At 73.7% G+C, this 22,230-nt stretch carries 1 protein-coding gene; it reads left to right on the top strand.

What is annotated here, in order from left to right; genetic code table 11:
• Window positions 1-20: 20 nt before the first annotated feature.
• A complete protein-coding gene (locus ACFY4B_RS09355) occupies window positions 21-22,064 on the top strand; it encodes an amino acid adenylation domain-containing protein (protein WP_387967030.1) in 22,044 nt (7,347 codons plus the stop codon).
• The last annotated feature ends 166 nt before the right edge of the window (window positions 22,065-22,230 follow it).

Genomic DNA, 22,230 nt, shown 5'->3' with positions numbered 1-22,230 from the left:
GTAAGGGAAAGGTGAGCCCCATGTCCAACGAAGCCAAGCTCCGCGACTACCTCAAGCGCGCCACGGCGGACCTGCGCGAGGCACGACAGCAGGCCAGGGAACTGGAGGAGAAGGCCCACGAACCCATCGCGATCGTGGGCATGGGGTGCCGCTACCCGGGCGGGGTGAGCTCGCCGGAGGACCTGTGGCAGCTGCTGTCGGAGGGGCGCGACGCGATCTCCGGCTTCCCCGAGGGACGGGGATGGAACCTGGACGGCTCCGGCGCCCCGACCCGGGAGCAGGACGCGCGGGGACCCGGCTCGATCCCCACCCGGAGCGGCGGGTTCCTGCACGACGCGGACCTGTTCGACGCGGGGTTCTTCGGTGTCTCGCCGCTCGAGGCCGAGGCGATGGACCCGCAGCAGCGGCTGCTGCTGGAGGTGTCCTGGGAGGCGCTGGAGCGGGCGGGGATCCGTCCCGACACCCTGAAGGGCAGTGCGACCGGTGTCTTCACCGGGCTGATCTCCGGGGAGTACGTCTCCCGGCTGTCCTCCGTCCCCGCCGAGGCCGAGGGCTACGCCGGTACGGGGAACACGGCCAGTGTCGCGTCCGGCCGGGTGGCCTATGTGCTGGGGCTGGAGGGCCCGGCCGTGTCGGTGGACACGGCGTGCTCGTCGTCGCTGGTGGCGCTGCACCTGGCGGTGCAGTCGCTGCGGCGGGGCGAGTGCGCGATGGCGCTGGCCGGCGGTGTCACCGTCATGGCGGGCCCGTCCACGCTCGTCGAACTCGGCAAACAGGGCGGTCTTTCCCCGGACGGCCGGTGCCGGGCGTTCGGCGAGGGGGCCGACGGCACGGGGTTCGGTGAGGGTTGCGGCGTGCTGGTGCTGGAGCGGCTTTCCGACGCGCGGCGGGCTGGGCGCCGGGTGTTGGGGGTGCTGCGGGGTTCGGCGGTGAACCAGGACGGTGCGTCGAACGGGTTGACGGCGCCGAGCGGTCGGGCGCAGGTGCGGGTGGTGCGCGGGGCCTTGGAGGACGCGGGGTTGTCGGCGGGTGACGTCGACGCGGTGGAGGCGCACGGGACGGGGACGCGGCTGGGGGACCCGATCGAGGCGCAGGCCTTGCTGTCCGCCTATGGGGCGGGGCGTGAAGTGCCTTTGTGGCTGGGGTCGGTGAAGTCGAACATCGGTCATACGCAGGCCGCCGCGGGTGTGGCGGGTGTGATGAAGATGGTGCTGGCGATGCGGCACGGGGTGTTGCCGCGGACGTTGCACGCGGAGGTGCCGTCGTCGCATGTGGACTGGTCCTCGGGCGGGGTGGAGCTGCTGAGCGAGGCGCGGGAGTGGCCTGAGGTGGGTCGGCCGCGGCGGGCGGGTGTGTCGTCGTTCGGGATCAGTGGGACGAACGCGCATGTGATCGTCGAAGGGGTCGCCGAAGAGCTAACAGCCCCTGTTGAGGGTCCGGGTGTGGTGCCGTGGGTGGTGTCCGGCCGGTCGGTGGAGGCGTTGCGGGCGCAGGCGGGCCGGCTGGCGGAGCACCTGACGGAGCGCCCGGAGGTCGGCGCGGGCAGCGTCGGCTGGTCGCTGGTCGCGCAGCGCTCGCTGTTCGAGCAGCGCGCCGTCGTGACGGGCGCCGACCGTGAAGAGCTGCTCGCGGGGCTGCGCGTCCTGGCCGAGGGCGGCACGGCGGACAACGTCACCGTCACGCCCTCCACCACACCCCCCGACGGTCGGCGCGGCACCGTCTTCGTCTTCCCCGGCCAGGGCTCCCAGTGGGCCGGCATGGCACGGGAACTGCTCGCCGGGTCACCGGCGTTCGAGGAACAGCTCCGCGCCTGCGACCAGGCCCTGACCCCGTACGTCGACTGGTCCCTGCTCGACGTGCTGAACGGCCGTGACGGCGCACCCCCGCTGCACCGGGTCGACGTCGTCCAGCCGGCCCTCTGGGCCGTGATGATCGGACTGGCCGCGGTCTGGCGCTCCCTGGGCGTGCGCCCCGACGCGGTGGTGGGCCACTCCCAGGGCGAGATCGCCGCCGCCCACGTCGCGGGAGCGCTGTCCCTGGACGACTCGGCCAAGATCGTCGCCATCCGCAGCCGGGCCCTGCTGCGCCTGGCGGGCACCGGTGGCATGGTCTCCGTCGCCGCCCCCGTCGAGGACGTGCGCGCACTGCTGGCCACCGTCGACGGCCATGCCGAGATCGCCGCGGTCAACGGCCCCTCCTCGACCGTGGTCTCGGGCGGCCCCGAGGCCCTCGACCGGCTCACGGCCCGCTGCGAGGCGCGCGGGATCGTGAGCCGCCGCATCGACGTCGACTACGCCTCCCACTCCGCGAGCGTCGAGCCGCTGCGTGAGCAGCTCCTGGCGGAGCTGGCCGGCATCACCCCCACGACCTGCGACACCGCCTTCTACTCCAGCGTCACCGCGACCGCCCTCGACACCACGCGGCTGGACGCCGACTACTGGTACGAGAACCTCCGGCGGCCGATCCGGTTCCAGGAGGCCGTCCAGGCCGCGGCCGACGGCGGCCACGGGTTCGTCGTGGAATCCAGCCCGCACCCCGTCCTGACCGCCGGCATCGAGGAGACCCTCGGCGGCGAGCGGGTCGTCGTGGGCTCCCTGCGCCGTGACCACGGGGCCGTCCGGCAGATCCTCACGAACGCGGCCCGCCTCCACACCGGCGGACTGCCCGTCGACTGGTCCCCGCTCTTCCCGGGCGCGCGGCCGGTGGAGCTGCCGACGTACGCCTTCCAGCGCCGGTCCTACTGGCTGAAGGAGGACACCGCCGTCGCGGACGTGGCCTCCGCGGGTCTCGAAACGGTGGGGCACCCGCTGCTGGGCGCGGCGGTCGAGCGGCCCGACGGGAACGGCTGGGTGCTCACGGGCCGGCTCTCGCCCACGACCCACCCCTGGGCCGCGGACGTTCCGCACGCCGTGCTGCTCGAACTGGCGCTGGCCGCGGCCGACCGGGCCGGGTGCGACCGGCTGGAGCGGCTGACCGTCGAGACGCCCCTGAGCCTCGGACGGACCGCGACCGACGTGCAGGTCGTGGTCGAGGCGCTGGGCCGCGGCCGCTGCTCCCTCGCCGTCTTCTCGCGGGCTTCCGGAACCTGGATCCGGCACGCCACCGGGGAACTGACCGAGACCCCGGTCGACGCCGGGCCGGCCGCCACGGGCCCGGACCACGACGTCCTCCGGGCGGATGTGGAACTCCCGTCCCACACCGACCCCGTGGGGTACGGCGTGCACCCGGTGCTGCTGGCCGCCGCACTGCGACCGTTCGCCGGAACCGGTGCGCCCCGCACCTGGTCCGGCGTCGAGCTGTACGCCACCGGGGCCACCGCGCTGCACGTGTCGCTGACGCCCACGGGAGCCGGCACCGCGCGGGTGTTCGCGGTGGACGCGATGGGCGAACCGGTGCTGAGCATCGGTGAAGTGACGATGAGTCAGCAAACCGAGGGCGGGGTCGAGGCCGAGGTTCACGACGACCTGTTCCACCTGGACTGGACCGCACTCGGCGGCCACGCCGTCCGGCCCTCCTCCGAAGACTCCTGGGGCGTGCTCGGCTCCGCCGACGGGCTCGCTCTCCCTGGTGCCGTGGCGTACCCCGACCCGGCCGCCCTGGCCCGGGCCGCCGAGGTGCCCGGCACGGTGATCCTCCCTTGCCTGGACGCGGAGGGCGACGGGCGGGACGTGCCCGGCGCGGCCCGCGCCGTCGCCCAGCGCGTACTGGAGGTGCTGCAGGACTGGCTGGCCGAGGGGCGGTTGGCCCGCTCACGCCTCGTCGTCCTCACCCGCGGGGCCGTCGCCACCGCCCCCGACGAGGGCGTGAGCGCGCTGCCGGCCTCGGTCCTGTGGGGTCTGCTGCGCTCCGCCCAGACCGAACACCCGGACCGCTTCGTCCTCCTGGACGTCGACACCGACCCGGACCGCGGCGTCCTGGCCGCGGCCCTCGCGACCGGCGAGCCGCAACTCGCCCTGCGCGACGGCACCCTGCTCGCCCCCCGACTCACCCGGACGGCACCGGCCGAGCTCCGGGCCCCGGTGCCGTTGGACCCGGAGGGGGCGGTGCTGCTGGTGGGCGGTACGGGGGTGTTGGGGGCATTGCTGGCGCGTCATCTGGTGGTGGCGTGCGGGGTGCGGCACCTGGTGCTGGTGGGCCGTCGGGGCGTGGAGGCGCCCGGGGCGGCGACACTGCGGGACGAGCTGTTGGAGTTGGGCGCGCGCACTGTGGAGGTGCGGGCGTGTGACGCGGCCGACCGGGTGGCGTTGGGGGTGCTGGTCGACGAGGTGGTGGCCCAGCGGCCGCTGACGGGCGTGTTCCACCTGGCGGGTGTGCTGCGCGACGGGGTGCTGGTGTCGCTGGGTGCGGAGGCGCTGGGGGAGGTGCTGCGGTCGAAGGTGGACGGCGCGTGGGCGTTGCACGAGGTGACACGGGAGCGGTGCCCCGGGCTGGCAGCGTTCGTCGTGTACTCCTCGGTGTCGGGCCTGATCGGCGGTGCCGGTCAGGCGAACTACGCGGCGGCGAACACGTTCCTGGACGCGCTGGCGCAGGAGCGGTCGGCCCTGGGGCTGCCGGGCCTCTCGCTCGCGTGGGGCTTGTGGGAGCAGGAGTCCGGCATGACCGCCGGCCTCGACGAGGGCGACCTCGGCCGCATCCGGCGCTCCGGCGTCCTGCCGCTGCCCACGCCGCGGGCCCTCGCCCTCCTCGACCTCGCGATCCGCGCCCGCCGGCCCGTGGTGGCTCCCGTCCGCCTGGACACTGTCGGCCTGCGCGAGCGCTCCGCCGGGCCGGTGCCCTCCGTCCTGCGCCGACTGGTACGCCGCCCGCGCCGGATCGCGGCCACCGGTGCCGAGTCGTTCTCCCTGGCCGGCCTGCTGTCCGGCGGCCGGGAGGACGAGCGGGGCCGCCGTCTGCTCGACCGACTGCGCGACCAGCTGCTCGAACACCCCGAGGTCTCCCACGCGATCCCCGTCCTGGTGCGGGCCGAAGATCCCGCGGAGCAGGAGCAGGAGCAGGAGCAGGAGCGGACGACGGCCCGGGCCGAGACCAGGCTCGTGGCCTACGTCCTGCCCGGCCCGTCCCCGAAGGTGCTCCAGGAGCTCCGCGACCGCCTGCCGGCCCACCTCGCCCCCGTCGAGATCCTCGGCGCCGACGAGCCGCACGCCCGGGAGGCGGTCCTCTGCGGGCTCTTCGCCGAACTGCTCGGCCTCACCCGGGTGGCACCCGGCGACAGCTTCTTCGACATCGGCGGCCAGTCCCTGCTCGCCACCCGCCTGATCAGCCGCGTCCGCGGTGTCCTCGACGCCGAGATCCAGCCCGGCGAGCTGTTCGAGCACCCGAGCCCGGGCGCCCTGGCACTCCGTCTCGGTCACGGAACCGGGGAGCGGCGCATCCGCCTCGCGCCCGTCTCCCGACCGGACGTCCTTCCCCTCTCCTTCGCGCAGCAACGCCTCTGGTTCCAGCACAAGTTGGAGGGCCCGTCGGCGACGTACAACGTGCCGCTCGCGCTGTGGATGTCGGGGGAGCCGGACCCGGTGGCGCTGGCGGCCGCGCTGAACGACGTGGTGGGCCGGCACGAGTCGCTGCGGACGGTGTTCGAGGAGGTGGACGGCGAGCCGTGCCAGCGGGTGCTGGCCGAATTCCGCGTGCCCCTGGAGGCACGGAGGGTCGAAACCGCCAACCTGCGCGGGGAGTTGGACGAGTCTGCCCGGTACGCCTTCGACCTGGCGACCGAAGTGCCCATCCGGTCCTGGCTGTTCAGCACCGGCCCGACCGAACACGTCCTGCTCGTCGTGCTGCACCACATCGCGGGCGACGGGTGGTCCATGGTGCCGCTGGCCCGCGACCTGGCCGAGGCCTACGCGGCCCGGCTGGAGGGTGCGGCGCCGGGGTGGGAGCCGCTGCCGGTGCAGTACGCGGACTACACCCTCTGGCAGCGGGACCTCCTGGGTGGGGCGGACGATCCCGACAGCCTCTTCGGCCGCCAAGTGGACTACTGGCGCGAGGAGTTGGCCGACCTCCCGACGGAGGTGAGCGCCCCCGCCGACCGGGCGCGGCCCGCCGTGGCCTCGTACGCCGGAGACGTGACCCCCTTCGCGCTCGACCCGGACCTGCACCGCGCGCTGAGCGAACTGGCCCGCGCCCACGACGCCACCGTCTTCATGGTCCTGCAAGCCGCTCTCGCCGCCCTGCTGACCCGGCTCGGCGCCGGCACCGACATCCCGCTCGGCAGCGGCATCGCCGGCCGGACCGACGAGGCGCTCGACCGGCTGGTGGGCTTCTTCGTCAACATGCTGGTCCTGCGCACGGACACCTCGGGCGACCCGTCGTTCGCCGAACTCGTCACCCGGGTACGGGAGACCAGCCTCGCCGCCTACGCCCACCAGGACGTCCCCTTCGAGTCCCTGGTGGAGGAGATCAACCCGCACCGTTCGACCGCCCACCACCCGCTGTTCCAGGTGGCCCTGACCCTGCAGAACAACGAGCAGGCCCGGTTCCGGATGCCCGGACTCGACGTCCGCCCGGAACTCGTCGGCACCGGGACCTCCCGCTTCGACCTCTTCTTCAGCCTGACGGAGAGCCACGGCGCGAACGGCGAACCCGCCGGCATCGACGCGTACGTCGAGTACGCCACGGAGCTCTTCGACGCCTCCACCGTCGACGCCCTGATCCACCGGTGGACCGCGTTCATGCGCGCCCTGCTCCACGACCCCGCGGCCCCCATCGGCGCGGCGGACATCCTCACCCCGCGGGAGCACGCGCGGATCACCGGGTGGAATGCCGGCCCCACCCGCGACACCACTGGGTCGAGCCTGCCGGCGTTGTTCGCCGCCCAGGCCGCCCGCACCCCCGACGCGACGGCCCTGGTCTGCGAGGACGTCGAACTGACCTACCGGGAACTGGACGCCCGCGCCAACCGGATCGCCCACTGGCTGCGCGCCCGGGGCATCGGCGCCGAGCAGCACGTGGCCGTCCTCTACGAGCGCTCGCCCGAGCAGATCGCGGCCGTCCTCGGCGTCCTCAAGGCGGGCGCCGCCTACGTCCCCCTCGACCCCGAGTACCTCGCCGAGCGGGTCGGCCACATCCTGGCCGACGCCGCCCCGGAGCTGATCCTGACCACCCGGGCGCTCGCCGACACGATCGGCACCCTGCACGACGGCACCGAGACCGTGGCCACCGACGACCCAGGGACGGCCGCCGCCCTGGCCGGCTGCCCCGACCACGACCCGGAGCCCGCCGCACCGCCGCACCCCGGCCACCCGGCCTACGTCATCCACACCTCCGGCTCCACCGGCGTGCCCAAGGGCGTCGTCGTCACCCACCAGGGCCTCGGGAGCCTGGCGAGCACCCTGCTGCGACAGTGCGCGGTCACCCCCGACTCCCGGGTGCTCCAGCTGTCGTCGCCCGGCTTCGACGCGGCCGTCCTCGAACTGACCATGGCCTTCGCGGCCGGCGCTGCCCTCGTCCTGGGCGGCCGGGACCGCCTCGTCGGCGCCGAACTGGCCGACGTCCTGGCCGACCGCCGGATCACCCACGCGCTCGTCCCGCCGTCCGTGCTCGGCACCCTGCCGGCCGGATCCGCCGAGGCGCTCACCGGGTTCCGCACCCTGATCGTGGGAGCCGAGGCGTGCGGCGCCGACCTGGTGCGGACCTGGTCGCCGGGACGCCGCATGGTCAACGCCTACGGCCCGACCGAGTCCACGGTCGTCGCGGCCATCAGCGAGCCGCTCACCGGCGGTGACGTACCGATCGGACGCCCCGTCGACAACACCCGGGTCCGGGTCCTGGACGAACGCCTGCGGCCGGTGCCGCCGGGCGTGCCCGGCGAGCTGTACCTGGCGGGCGCGGGCCTGGCCCGCGGCTACCTCGACCGGCCCGGGCTCAGCGCCCAGCGCTTCGTGGCCGATCCGTTCGGCCCGGCCGGCACCCGCATGTACCGCACGGGCGACGTCGTGCGCTGGACGGCGGAGGGGCAACTCGAGTACCTGGGCCGGGCCGACCAGCAGGTCAAGGTCCGCGGCTTCCGGATCGAACCCGGCGAGATCGAGGCCGTCCTGCGCGAGCAGTCCGGCGTCGCCCAGGCCGTGGTGGTGGTCCGCGAGGACCGCGAGGGCGACCCGCGGCTCGTCGCGTACATCGTGCCCGAGGGCGAGGGCGCCGAGGACGACCAGGTGGACGAGTGGCGCGAGATCTACGACGACGTCTACGGCGGCGCCGGGGCGGAGACGCCCGGGTTCGGCCAGGACTTCACCGGCTGGAACAGCTCCTACACCGGTGAGCCGATCCCGCTCGACGAGATGCGCGACTGGCGCGACGCCGCGGTGCGGCGCATCACGGAACGCCCGCCCCGGCGCGTCCTGGAGATCGGCGTGGGCTCCGGCCTGCTCTTCGGCCCGCTGGCCCCCCGGGCCGAGACCTACTGGGCGACGGACTTCTCCGCGCCCGTGATCGAACGCCTCACCGCCCAGTGCGAGACGGCCGGACTCGCCGACCGGGTACGGCTGCTGTGCCGGCCCGCCGACGTCGTGGACGACATCCCGGCCGAGTACTTCGACACCGTCGTCCTCAACTCGATCATCCAGTACTTCCCCGACGCCGACTACCTGGCCCGGGTCCTGGACGGCGCGCTCGGCCGGCTCGCCCCCGGCGGGCGCATCGTCGTGGGCGACGTCCGCCACCGCGGCTCGCTGCGCGCCTTCCAGACCGGGATCCACCTCGGCCACGCGGCGGAGGACGGCACCGGCGAGCAGCTCAGGGCGGCCGTGGAACACGCGGTGATCATGGAGAAGGAACTGGTCATCGACCCGGACTTCTTCACCGTCTGGGCGCGGCGCCACCCCGAGGCGGTGGCCGGCGTCGACATCCGGCTCAAGCGCGGCGCCCACCACAACGAGCTGACCAGGCACCGCTACGAGGTCGTCCTGCACAAGGCGGACGGGACCGCCCGGGCCGAGTCCCTCGCGAACGTGCCGGAACTCGTCTGGGGCCGCGATCTCACGAGCCTCCAGGACCTGGCGGGCCTGGACGCCCTCACCTCCGGGGCCGGGCCGGTCCGGGTCACCGGCCTCGTCAACAGCCGGCTGACCGGAGAGGTCGCGGCGGCGGAGGAACTCGCGCACGAGGCGTCGCCGCAGCGGCTCCGCGCCCGGCTGAGCACGGGGCGGGCCGACGGGCACACGCCCGAGGCCGTCGACCCCGAGGCCCTGCACGAGTGGGGCGAGCGGCACGGCTGCCAGGTGCTGACCACCTGGGCGCCCGGCGCGCCGGACGCCCTCGACGCCGTACTCGTTCCCGGCGGGCGCGCGGACGCCGTCTACACGGACGTGCACCGACCGGCGTACACCCAGGACAAGCCCCTGTCGGCCCTGGTGAACAACCCCCTGGGCTCCCGGACGACCGGACGCGTCCTGGCCGGGCTGCGGGACGCCCTGCGGCAACGGCTGCCCGAGTACATGGTGCCGTCCGCCGTCATCGCTCTCGACGCGCTGCCGCTCACCTCCAGCGGCAAGCTCGACCGGCGGGCCCTCCCGGCTCCCGACTACGCGTCGCGGTCGGCACGCGGGCCCCGTACACCGCGGGAGGAGATCCTCTGCGGCCTGTTCGCGGAGGTGCTGGGAGTCGACCGGGCCGGGATCGACGACGACTTCTTCGACCTGGGCGGGCATTCGCTGCTGGCGACGCGGCTGGTGAGCCGGGTGCGGTCGGTGCTGGGCGTGGAACTGCCGTTGCGCGCGGTGTTCGAGACTCCGACGGTGGCCGGGCTGGTCGAGCGGTTGTCCTCCGGCGGTGCGGTGCGGCCGGAGCTGGTGGCGGGGGAGCGGCCGGAGCGGTTGCCGCTGTCGTTCGCCCAGCAGCGGCTGTGGTTCCTGCACCGGCTGGAGGGTCCGTCGGCGACGTACAACATGCCGCTCGCGCTGCGGTTGTCGGGTGTGCTGGACCGGGGTGCGTTGGCCGCCGCGCTGGACGACGTGGTGGGCCGGCACGAGTCGCTGCGGACGGTGTTCGCGGAGGTGGACGGCGCGTCGTACCAGCGGGTGCTGACCGGCGTGCGGGTGCCGTTCGAGGTGTCCGAGGTCGAACCCGCAGCTCTGGATGCGGCGTTGGCGGGCGCGGCGCGGTACGCCTTCGACCTGGCGGCCGAAGTGCCCATCCGGTCCTGGCTGTTCGGTACCGGCCCGTTGGAGCACGTCCTGCTCGTGGTGCTGCACCACATCGCGGGCGACGGGTGGTCCATGGTGCCGCTGGCCCGTGATCTGGCCGAGGCCTATGCGGCCCGGCTGGAGGGTGCGGCGCCGGGGTGGGAGCCGCTGCCGGTGCAGTACGCGGACTACACGCTGTGGCAGCGCGAGCTGCTGGACGGTGTACGGGAGGATGAACTCGCGTATTGGCGCGGTCAGTTGGCTGGCCTGCCGGAGGAGGTGAGTCCGCCCGCCGACCGGGCTCGGCCGGCCCTGGCCTCGTACGCGGGAGAGACGGCGTTGTTCGGGCTGAGCCCGGCTCTGCACCGTGCCGTCGGCGAGGTGGCGCGGGCCCATGACGCCACGGTGTTCGTGGTGCTCCAGGCGGCCTTGGCGGTGTTGCTGTCCCGTCTGGGTGCGGGGGAGGACGTCCCCATCGGTTCGCCGGTGGCGGGGCGTTCGGACGAGGCGCTGGACGATCTGGTCGGGTTCTTCGTGAACACGTTGGTGCTGCGGACGGACGTGTCGGGAGAGCCCTCGTTCGCCGAGCTGGTCGGTCGGGTGCGCGAGGCCGGTCTGGGCGCCCTGGCGCACCAGGACGTGCCGTTCGAGTACCTGGTGGAGGAGTTGAATCCCCGGCGGTCGGCGGCGCGGCATCCGCTGTTCCAGGTGATGCTGGCCTTGCAGAACACCGAGCAGGCCCGCTTCGAGCTGCCGGGTCTGGAGGTTGTGGCGGAGCCGGTGGGCACGGGCGTGTCCCGGGTCGACCTCACCCTCAGCCTCGCCGAGGACCCTGACGGCGGGATGCGCGGGGTCGCCGAGTTCGCGACGGACCTCTTCGACCGGTCCACCGTCGAGGTGCTCCTCGACCGCTGGGTGCGGTTGCTGGAGGGGCTGACCGCGCGGCCGGAACTGCCGGTGGCCCAGGTCGACATCCTCACCCCCGAGGAGCGCCGGCAGCTGCTGCCGGGCCGGAACGACACGGACCTGCCCGCGCGCAGCCTGGTCACGGCGTTCCGGGCGCAGGTCGAGCGGGTCCCCGACGCCGTCGCGGTCGTCGCCGACGGCGCCCGGCTCACGTACGCCCAGCTCGACGAGCGGGCCGACCGCCTCGCCCACGAGCTGATCGGCCGTGGGGTCGGCGCGGAACGCCTGGTGGCCATCGCAATGCCGCGGTCGATCGGCTTCGTGGTCGCGGTGCTGGCCGTGGTCAAGGCCGGCGGAATGTACCTGTCGCTCGACGCGCGCTACCCGGAGAGCCAGGTCCGCAGGATGTGGGCGGACAACGACGTCAACCTGCTGCTGGCCGACTCGCCGACCCGCGTCCCGGCCTTCGTGCCCGGGGACCAGGTGCTGCTCGTCCAGGACGACGCCGCACACGTCCCGTCCACGTCCCCGTCCGCCCCGTCCGCCGGCGACCGCGGCGGGGCCCCCGACCCCGACCAGCTGGCCTGCGTCATCTACACGTCCGGATCCACCGGCACCCCGAAGGGCATCGGGCTCACCCACGCCGACATCACCTCCCTGGCCGACGACCCCGTGGTCGGCGGGTACCCCGGACGGGTGCTCCTCCACTCGCCGACCGCCTGGGACGCCCTGCCGTTCGAGCTGTGGATGCCCCTCCTGCTCGGCGGCCGGGTCGTCATCGCCCCCGACGTGCCGCTCGACGGACCGCATCTGCGCGACATCGTCCGCGACCACGGCATCACCTCCATGTGGATCACCGCGGGACTGTTCAAGGCGATGGCCGAGGACCACCCCGACTGCTTCGCGTCCATGCGCCAGGTCTTCACCGGCGGCGAGGTCGTCCCGCAGGGCCCGGTGCGGCGCGTCATGGCGGCCTGCCCGGACCTCACCGTGGTCAACGGCTACGGACCGGGTGAGACCACCACCTTCGCCACCCTGCACGCGATGGTGCCCGGCCACGACCCCGAGCCGTCCCTGCCGATCGGCCGGCCGGTCACCGGCAAGCAGGTGTACGTCCTCGACGAGCGCCTCGGCCTGGTGCCGCCCGGCGTGGTGGGCGAGCTGTACGTCGCCGGCACCGGTATGGCGCGCGGGTACCTGGGGCAGCCGGGGCTCAGCGCCCAGCGCTTCGTGGCGGACCCGTACGGCCCGGCCGGCACCCGCATGTACCGCACGGGCGACCTCGCCCGCTGGAACCGGGACGGCCTGCTGGAGTTCGCCGGCCGGGCCGACCACCAGGTCAAGATCCGGGGCTTCCGGATCGAACCGGGCGAGGTCGAGTCGGGGCTGCGGCGCTGCGCCGGAGTGGCGCACGCCACCGTCGTCGTCCACACCGTCCGGGAGGGCGATGTCCGTCTGGTCGCCTACGTGGTGACCGAGCCCGGCACCGGGTTCGACCCGTCCGCGATCGCCGGGGAACTGCGCGGGCGGCTCCCGGAGTACATGGTCCCCGCCCTGGTCACGGCCGTCCCCGCCATACCCCTGACGCCGAACGGGAAGGTGGACCGGGCCGCGTTGCCGGCGCCCGACTTCGGCGCCCTGGTGTCGGAGGGCGGCCGGGGGCCCCGTTCAGCGCGTGAGGCGGCGCTGTGCGAGGTGTTCGCGGAGGTGCTGGGAGTCGAACGGGTCGGGATCGACGACGACTTCTTCGACCTGGGCGGCCATTCGCTGCTGGTGATGCGGTTGATGGGCCGTGTCCGTGAACGGCTGGCTGCGGAGCTGCCGCTGCGTGCGGTGTTCGAGTCGCCGACGGTGGCGGGGCTGGTCGAGCGGCTGGCTTCGGGTGCGGTGGCGCGGCCGGAGCTGGTGGCGGGGGTGCGGCCGGAGCGGTTGCCGTTGTCGTTCGCTCAGCAGCGGTTGTGGTTCCTGCACCGGTTGGAGGGGCCGTCGGCGACGTACAACATGCCCTTGGGGCTGCGGTTGTCGGGCGTGCTGGACCGGGGTGCGTTGGCGGCCGCGTTGGATGACGTGGTGGGCCGGCACGAGTCGCTGCGGACGGTGTTCGCGGAGGTGGACGGCGAGCCGTGCCAGCGGGTGCTGACCGGCGTGCGGGTGCCGTTCGAGGTGTCCGAGGTCGAACCCGGCGGTCTGGGTGGGGCGTTGGCGGGTGCGGCGCGGTACGCCTTCGACCTTTCGGTTGAACTGCCCATTCGGACATGGCTGTTCAGTACCGGACAGTCGGAGCACGTCCTGCTCATCGTGCTGCACCACATCGCGGGTGACGGCTGGTCCATGGCGCCGCTGGCCCGTGATCTGGCCGAGGCGTACACGGCCCGGCTGGAGGGTGCGGCGCCGGGGTGGGAGCCGCTGCCGGTGCAGTACGCGGACTACACGCTGTGGCAGCGCGAGGTCCTGGACGACGTTCTCGACGGCCAGATCGCCTACTGGCGCGGCCAGTTGGAGGAGCTCCCGCAGGAGGTGAGCCTGGCCGCCGACCGCGTGCGGCCGGCAGTCGCCTCGTACACGGGTGACGTGACCACCTTCGCCCTCGACCCGGACCTGCACCGCGCACTGGGCGAGCTCGCGCGGTCGTCGAACGCCACGTTGTTCATGGTGTTGCAGGCGGGTCTCGCCGTGTTGCTGTCCCGTCTGGGTGCGGGGGAGGACGTCCCCATCGGTTCGCCGGTGGCGGGGCGTTCGGACGAGGCGCTGGACGATCTGGTCGGGTTCTTCGTGAACACGTTGGTGCTGCGGACGGATGTGTCGGGTGATCCGTCGTTCGCCGAGTTGGTGGGTCGGGTGCGTGAGGCGGGTCTGGGTGCGCTGGCGCATCAGGATGTGCCGTTCGAGTACCTGGTGGAGGAGTTGAATCCCCGGCGGTCGGCGGCGCGGCATCCGTTGTTCCAGGTGATGCTGGCGTTGCAGAACACCGAGCAGGCCCGCTTCGAGCTGCCGGGTCTGGAGGTGGTGGCGGAGCCGGTGGGCACGGGCGTGTCCCGGATGGACCTCACGCTCAGCCTCGCCGAGGAGCCCGGCGGCGGGATGCGGGGAATCGCCGAGTTCGCGACGGACCTGTTCGACCGGTCCACCGTCGAGCTGTTCCTCGACCGGTGGGTGCGCTTGTTGCAGGGGCTGGCGGCGCGGCCGGAACTGTCGGTCGGCCAGGCCGACATCCTCACCCCCGAGGAGCGGCACCAGCTGCTGTGGGGCTGGAACGACACCGGCCGGGACGTGCCGGCGACGACCGTGCCGGAGCTGTTCGCCGCGCAGGCGGCCCGGACGCCCGAGGCCACGGCCCTGGTCGCCGGGGCCGAAAGGCTGAGCTACGCGCAGCTGAACGCCCGGGCCAACCGGATCGCCCACTGGCTCCTCGCCCAGGGCGTCCGACCGGGCGACACGGTGGCCGTGGCGCTGCCGAGGTCGGTCGAACTGGTCGCCGTGCTCCTGGCCACGCACAAGGCCGGTGCCGCGTACCTGCCGCTGGACCTGGACTACCCGGCGGAGCGCACCGCGTTCATGTGCCGTGACGCGGAGCCCGCGTACGTGGTCGACGACCTCGACCTGATCAGCGGGCTGCTCGACGGGGACGGCGGTGACGCCACCGGGCCGGCCGTCGAACAGCACCCCGGCCTTCCCGCCTACGTGATCTACACCTCGGGCTCCACCGGGCGCCCCAAGGGCGTTGTCGTCCCGCAGCGGGCCATCGTCAACCGGCTCCTGTGGATGCAGGACGAGTACGGGCTCGGCCCCGACGACCGGGTCCTCCAGAAGACCCCGTCGAGCTTCGACGTCTCCGTCTGGGAGTTCTTCTGGCCGCTCGTCACCGGCGCCACGCTCGTGGTCGCGGAGCCCGGAGGCCACCGGGACCCGGCGTACCTGAGCCGGCTGATCCAGACGGAGGCCGTCACCACCGTCCACTTCGTGCCGTCCATGCTGGAAGCGTTCCTCGCCGACGAGTCCACCGCCCGCTGCACCGGCCTGACCCGGGTGATGTGCAGCGGGGAGGCGCTCCCGGCGGACCTGGCCGCGCGGTTCCACGACACGCTGCCCCAGGCGGAACTGCACAACCTCTACGGCCCGACCGAGGCCGCGGTGGACGTCACCTCCTGGCACAGCGTCGCCGACCCGGGGGTCGTACCCATCGGCCGGCCGGTCTGGAACACCCGCCTGTACGTGCTCGACGCGGCGCTGCGACCGGTGGCTCCCGGCGCCCCCGGCGAGTTGTACATTGCCGGAGTCCAGTTGGCCGACGGCTACCTGCGGCGGCCGGGGGTGACGGCCGAGCGGTTCGTGGCGAACCCCTTCGGCGCACCCGGCGAACGCATGTACCGCACGGGAGACCTCGCCCGCTGGACGGCCGACGGCGTCCTCCAGTTCCTTGGCCGGGCCGACCAGCAGGTCAAGATCCGGGGCTTCCGGATCGAGCCGGCCGAGATCGAGGCGACTCTCACCACCCATCCGGCGGTTCGCCAGGTCCTGGTCGTCGCCCGGGAGAACACCCTGGTGGCCTACGCGGTGCCGGAGGAGGGCGCCGGGATCGACACCCGGCAGCTCCGGGAGCACCTGCGGGCCACCTTGCCGGACCACATGGTCCCGGCGGCCGTCGTCCCCCTGGACCGGCTTCCCCTGACGCCGAGCGGGAAGGTGGACCGGGCGGCGTTGCCGGTGCCCGACTTCGGCGGGTCGGTGTCGGAGGGGGGCCGGGGGCCCCGTTCGGCGCGTGAGGCGGCGCTGTGCGAGGTGTTCGCGGAGGTGCTGGGGGTCGAACGGGTCGGGATCGACGACGACTTCTTCGACCTGGGCGGGCATTCGCTGCTGGCGACGCGGCTGGTGAGTCGGGTGCGGTCGGTGCTGGGTGTGGAGCTGCCGTTGCGTGCGGTGTTCGAGTCGTCGACGGTGGCCGGGCTGGTCGAGCGGTTGTCTTCCGGTGGTGCGGTGCGGCCGGAGTTGGTGGCGGGGGTGCGGCCGGAGCGGTTGCCGTTGTCGTTCGCTCAGCAGCGGTTGTGGTTCCTGCACCGGTTGGAGGGGCCGTCGGCGACGTACAACATGCCCTTGGGGCTGCGGTTGTCGGGCGCGTTGGACCGGGGTGCGTTGGCGGCCGCGTTGGACGACGTGGTGGGCCGGCACGAGTCGCTGCGGACGGTGTTCGCCGAAGTGGACGGCGAGCCGTGCCAGCGGGTGCTGAACGGCGTGCGGGTGCCGTTCGAGGTGTCCGAGGTCGAACCGGCAGTTTTGCGCCGGGAGTTGGGCGAGGCCGCGCGGTACGCCTTCGACCTTTCGACTGAACTGCCCATCCGGTCCTGGCTGTTCGGTACCGGTCCGTCGGAGCACGTCCTGCTCGTGGTGCTGCACCACATCGCGGGTGACGGGTGGTCCATGGCGCCGCTGGCGCGTGACCTGGCCGAGGCCTATGCGGCCCGGCTGGAGGGTGCGGCGCCGGGGTGGGAGCCGCTGCCGGTGCAGTACGCGGACTACACGCTGTGGCAGCGCGAGGTCCTGGACGACGTTCTCGACGGCCAGATCGCCTACTGGAGTGGTCAGTTGGCGGATCTTCCCGAGGAGGTGAGCCCGCCTGCCGACCGGGCCCGGCCGGCCGTGGCCTCGTACGCCGGTGACATGACGTCCTTCGTCCTCGATCCGGCTCTGCACCGTGCCGTCGGCGAGGTGGCGCGTGCCCATGACGCCACGGTGTTCATGGTGCTCCAGGCGGCCTTGGCGGTGTTGCTGTCCCGTCTGGGGGCGGGGGAGGACGTCCCCATCGGTTCGCCGGTGGCGGGGCGTTCGGACGAGGCGCTGGACGATCTGGTCGGGTTCTTCGTGAACACGTTGGTGTTGCGGACGGATGTGTCGGGTGATCCGTCGTTCGCCGAGCTGGTCGGCCGGGTGCGTGAGGCGGGTCTGGGTGCCTTGGCGCATCAGGATGTGCCGTTCGAGTACCTGGTGGAGGAGTTGAATCCCCGGCGGTCGGCGGCTCGGCATCCGTTGTTCCAGGTGATGCTGGCGTTGCAGAACACCGAGCAGGCCCGCTTCGAGCTGCCGGGTCTGGAGGTGGCGGAGGAGCCGGTGGGCACGGGTGTGTCCCGGGTCGATCTCACGCTCAGCCTCGCCGAGGAGCCCGGCGGCGGGATGCGGGGTGTCGCGGAGTTCGCGACGGACCTCTTCGACCGGTCCACCGTCGAGGTGCTCCTCGACCGCTGGGTGCGGTTGCTGGAGGGGCTGACCGCGCGGCCGGAGCTGCCGGTCGGCCAGGCCGACATCCTCACCCCCGACGAACACCGCGAACTGTCGCGGCTGGACTACGTCCTGGACCGGAACCTCCGACTCGTGCCGCCGGGTGTCGTGGGCGAGCTGTACGCCAGGGGCGCGGAGAGCGACCTGGCCGGCAGTGACCCGGAGCGCTGGGTGCCGGACCCGTTCGGTACGCCGGACGCGCGGATGTACCGCACGGGTGACCTGGCCCGCCGCCGGACCGACGACGGGCACCTGGAACTCGTCGGCCCCGCCGACCCGTTGGCCGCCGCCCTGGAGATCGAAGCCGTCCTGCGGACACTGCCCGGCGTCGCCGAGGCCGCCGTGGTGGTGGACGGCGAGGCGACGCGGTCGGTGGCCTATGTGGTGCCGCTCGTCATGAACCAGTTCTCCGTGTCGCGCCTGCACGAGGACCTGAAGCACCGGCTGCCGGACCACCGGCTGCCCGCGGTGGTCATGCCCGTCCCCGCCCTCCCGCTGACGGCGGACGGTGCGCTCGACCGGGCCGCCCTGCCCGACCCCGACCCCGACCACGCGCCGCGGGCGGTGCGGACGACGCGCTCGCCGCAGGAGGAGATCCTCTGCGGTCTGTTCGCGGAGGTGCTGGGGGTCGACCGGGTCGGGATCGACGACGGGTTCTTCGGCCTGGGCGGTCACTCGTTGATGGCGGCCCGGCTGGTGAGCCGGGTGCGGTCGGTGCTGGGTGTGGAGCTGCCGTTGCGTGCGGTGTTCGAGTCGTCGACGGTGGCCGGGCTGGCGGAGCGGTTGTCCTCCGGTGGTGTGGTGCGCCCGGAGTTGGCGGCGGGGGTGCGGCCGGAGCGTTTGCCGTTGTCCTTTGCGCAGCAGCGGTTGTGGTTCCTGCACCGCTTGGAGGGTCCGTCGGCGACGTACAACATGCCCTTGGGGCTGCGGTTGTCGGGCGCGTTGGACCGGGGTGGGTTGGCGGCCGCGTTGGACGACGTGGTGGGCCGGCACGAGTCGCTGCGGACGGTGTTCGCCGAAGTGGACGGCGAGTCGTGCCAGCGGGTGCTGGCCGAGGCGCCGGTCCCGCTGGTGACGGTGGAGGTCGACGCCGACGGACTGCGCGACGCGATGGCCGAGGCCGCCCGGTACGCCTTCGACCTGGCGGCGGAGATCCCGCTCCGGGCGTGGTTGTTCGCCTCGGGCCCGTCGGAGCACGTCCTGCTCGTCGTGCTGCACCACATCGCGGGCGACGGCTGGTCGTTGGCGCCGCTGGCGCGTGATCTTGCGGAGGCGTACACGGCCCGGCTGGAGGGTGTGGCGCCCGGGTGGGAGCCGCTGCCGGTGCAGTACGCGGACTACACGCTGTGGCAGCGCGAGGTCCTGGACGAGGTGCGCGACGGCCAGATCGCCTACTGGCGCGGCCAGTTGGCGGAACTTCCGGAGGAGGTGAGCCTGCCTGCCGACCGGGCTCGGCCGGCGGTGGCCTCGTACGCGGGAGGGACGGCGTCGTTCGAGCTGGGGCCGGACCTGCACCGCGCACTGGGCGAGCTCGCGCGGTCGTCGAACGCGACGTTGTTCATGGTGCTGCAGGCGGGTCTCGCCGTGCTGCTGTCCCGCCTGGGTGCGGGGGAGGACGTCCCCATCGGCTCTCCGGTGGCGGGGCGTTCGGACGGGTCCCTGGACGATCTGGTCGGGTTCTTCGTGAACACGCTGGTGCTGCGGACGGACGTGTCGGGTGATCCGTCGTTCGCCGAGTTGGTGGGCCGGGTGCGTGAGGCCGGTCTTGGCGCGTTCGCGCATCAGGATGTGCCGTTCGAGTACCTGGTGGAGGAGTTGAATCCCCGGCGGTCGGCGGCGCGGCATCCGCTGTTCCAGGTGATGCTGGCCTTGCAGAACACCGAGCAGGCCCGCTTCGAACTGCCGGGCCTGGAGGTGGCGGAGGAGCCGGTGGGTACGGGTGTGTCCCGGGTCGACCTCACGCTCAGCCTGGTCGAGGAGCCGGGTGGCGGGGTGCGCGGGGTCGCGGAGTTCGCGACGGATCTCTTCGACCGGTCCACCGTCGAGGGGTTCCTGGGCCGGTGGGTGCGCTTGCTGGAGGGGCTGGCCGCACGGCCGGAGCTGCCGGTGGCCCAGGTCGACATCCTCACGCCCGAGGAGCGGCACCAGCTGCTGTCGGGCTGGAACGACACCGGCCGGGACGTGCCGGCGACGACCGTGCCGGAGCTGTTCGCCGCGCAGGCGGCCCGGACGCCCGAGGCCACGGCCCTGGTCGCCGGGGCCGCGCGGCTCAGCTATGCCCAGCTGAACGCCCGGGCCAACCGGATCGCCCACTGGCTCCTCGCCCGGGGCGTCCGACCGGGCGACACGGTGGCGCTGATGTACGAGCGGTCGGCGGACCTGGTGGCCGCACTCCTCGGCGTCCTCAAGACGGGCGCGGCCTACCTGCCGGTCGACCCGGAGTTCCCGAGCGCCCGGGTGGCGCACATCCTCACCGAGGCCGCCCCCGCCCTCCTGCTCACCAGCGACGCCGTCGCCACGGGCGCCGGAGCGGACGCCCTCGCGGAGCGTCCGTCCTCGGCGACGGTCGTCACCGACGCCCCCGGCACCGCGGCCGCCCTGGCGCTGTGCCCGGACACCGACCCGGCGCCGGTCGCCGTCACCGCGGACCCGGCGTACGTCCTCTACACCTCCGGATCCACGGGCGCGCCCAAGGGCGTGGTCGTGGAGCACGGGGCGCTGTCGAACTTCCTCGCCGACATGGCCGCGCGCTTCCCGCTGACCACCGGGGACCGCTGGCTGGGTGTGACGACCGTCGGGTTCGACATCTCCGTGCTGGAGCTCTGCCTGCCGCTGACCAGCGGCGCCACGCTGGTGCTCGCCGACCGTGACACGGCCCGCACGCCCGCCGCGCTCGCCGGTCTGCTCCGGGCCACCGGAGCCACCGTCATGCAGGCGACCCCCACGCTGTGGCGGGCCCTCGCCGACGAGCAGCCCGAGTGCCTCGACGGGCTCCGGGTCCTGGTGGGCGGCGAGGCGCTCCCGCCCGACCTCGCGCGGACCCTCGCCGCCCGCGCCGCCGAGGTCGTCAACCTGTACGGACCGACCGAGACCACCATCTGGTCCACGGCGGCCGGCATCGCCCCCGGGGCGGCACCGGAGCGCACGCCCATCGGAACGCCGATCGCCAACACGCGGGTGCACGTCCTCGACGAGCGCCTCGGCCTGGTGCCGCCCGGCGTGGTGGGCGAGCTGTACATCGCCGGTGCCGGCGTGGCGCGCGGGTACCTGGGGCAGCCAGGGCTGAGCGCCCAGCGCTTCGTGGCGGACCCGTACGGTCCGGCCGGCACCCGCATGTACCGCACCGGCGACCTGGTGCGCCGGAACCGGGACGGCCTGCTGGAGTTCGCCGGCCGGGCCGACCAGCAGGTCAAGATCCGGGGCTTCCGGATCGAACCGGGCGAGATCGAGGTCCTGCTCCGGGAGCAGCCCGGCGTGGCGCACGCCGTGGCGGTGGTGCGGGAGGACCGACAGGGTGACCAGCGGCTGGTCGCCTACGTGGTGCCCGACGAGCCGGCCGACGCGCCGCACCTCGCCGAACGCCGCGACCTCCGGGACGCCCTGCGCCTGCGGCTGCCCGAGTACATGGTGCCGTCGGTTGTGCTCACCCTGCCCGCCCTGCCGCTGACCCCGAACGGCAAGCTCGACCGCCGAGCCCTTCCGGCCCCGGACCGGGGCGCCGCCGGCCGCGGGCCCGCCTCCCCCCAGGAGGCGGTGCTGGCCGGGCTGTTCGCCGAGGTCCTCGGGGTGGAGCGGGTCGGCGTGGACGACGGGTTCTTCGACCTGGGCGGCCACTCCCTGCTCGCCACCCGGCTGATCGACCGTGTCCGGGACGTGCTGGGCGTGGAGCTGCCGCTGCGCGCCCTGTTCGAGACCTCCGACGTGGCCGGGCTCGCCCGCCGCCTCGACGCGGACCACGACGGCTCGGCCGACGCCTTCGGTGTCGTCCTGCCCCTGCGGCCCCGCGCCGAGGGCGTGCCGCTGTTCTGCGTCCACCCGGGCGGCGGCCTGAGCTGGTCGTACGCCGGACTGCTGCGGCACCTGCCCGCGGAGGTGCCCGTCTACGGCATCCAGGCCCGCGGACTGTCCGAGCCGGACGACCTCCCGGGCAGCGTTGAGGAGATCGCCGACGACTACATCGCCGAGCTCCTCCGGCTGCGTCCCGAGGGCCCCTTCCCGTTGCTGGGCTGGTCGTTCGGCGGGGTGGTCGCCCACGCCATGGCGGCCCGGCTGCGGGAGCGCGGGTTCGACGTCCCGTTCCTGGTCCTCCTCGACGCGCAGCCCGCGCGGCCCAGGACCGCCGAGGAACTCGCCGAGGAGGCGACCCTCGACACGTCCATGGTGTACCGGACGCTGCTGACGGCGTTCGGGGTGCCCGTCGGCGACGGGGAACCGCTCACGCACGCGCGGTTCACGGAGCTGGCCCGTGAGCACCACGCGGCCGTGGCCGACTTCACCGAGGACCGGATCGCCGACGTCCTGCGGGTCATGGCCAACGACCTCCGGATCACCCCCGCCCACCGGCACACGCCGGTGGCGACGGAGGCCGTCGTGTTCGCGGCCACCCGGAAGGACCCGTCCGACCTGGTCACCCCGGAGATGTGGGCCCCGTACATCGACGGGCCGCTCGACCACCGCACGGTCGACTGCGGCCACGCCGCGATGGCCGGCCCGGAGGCGCTGCGGGTGATCGGGCCGATCCTCGCCGAGAGGATGCGCCGGCTCTCCTGAGCGGCGTGCCGGGGAACCGTGGGCCGGGGACCCGAGTGCCGGGGAACCGTGGGCCCGGGCAACCGCGGCCACGGTTCCCCGGGCCCGCGGGGAGAGACCGGAGACCAGCTCCAGAAGTCCGTAGATCCGTAGACGCAGAGATTCCGTAGACGCAGAGATGAGGACA

Origin of the sequence: Kitasatospora sp. NPDC001261 (genome assembly GCF_042896795.1) — a bacterium.
GTDB lineage: Bacteria > Actinomycetota > Actinomycetes > Streptomycetales > Streptomycetaceae > Kitasatospora.
Note: the sequence above shows the minus strand (reverse complement) of the source record. Positions and strands in the feature narration are given on the sequence as shown.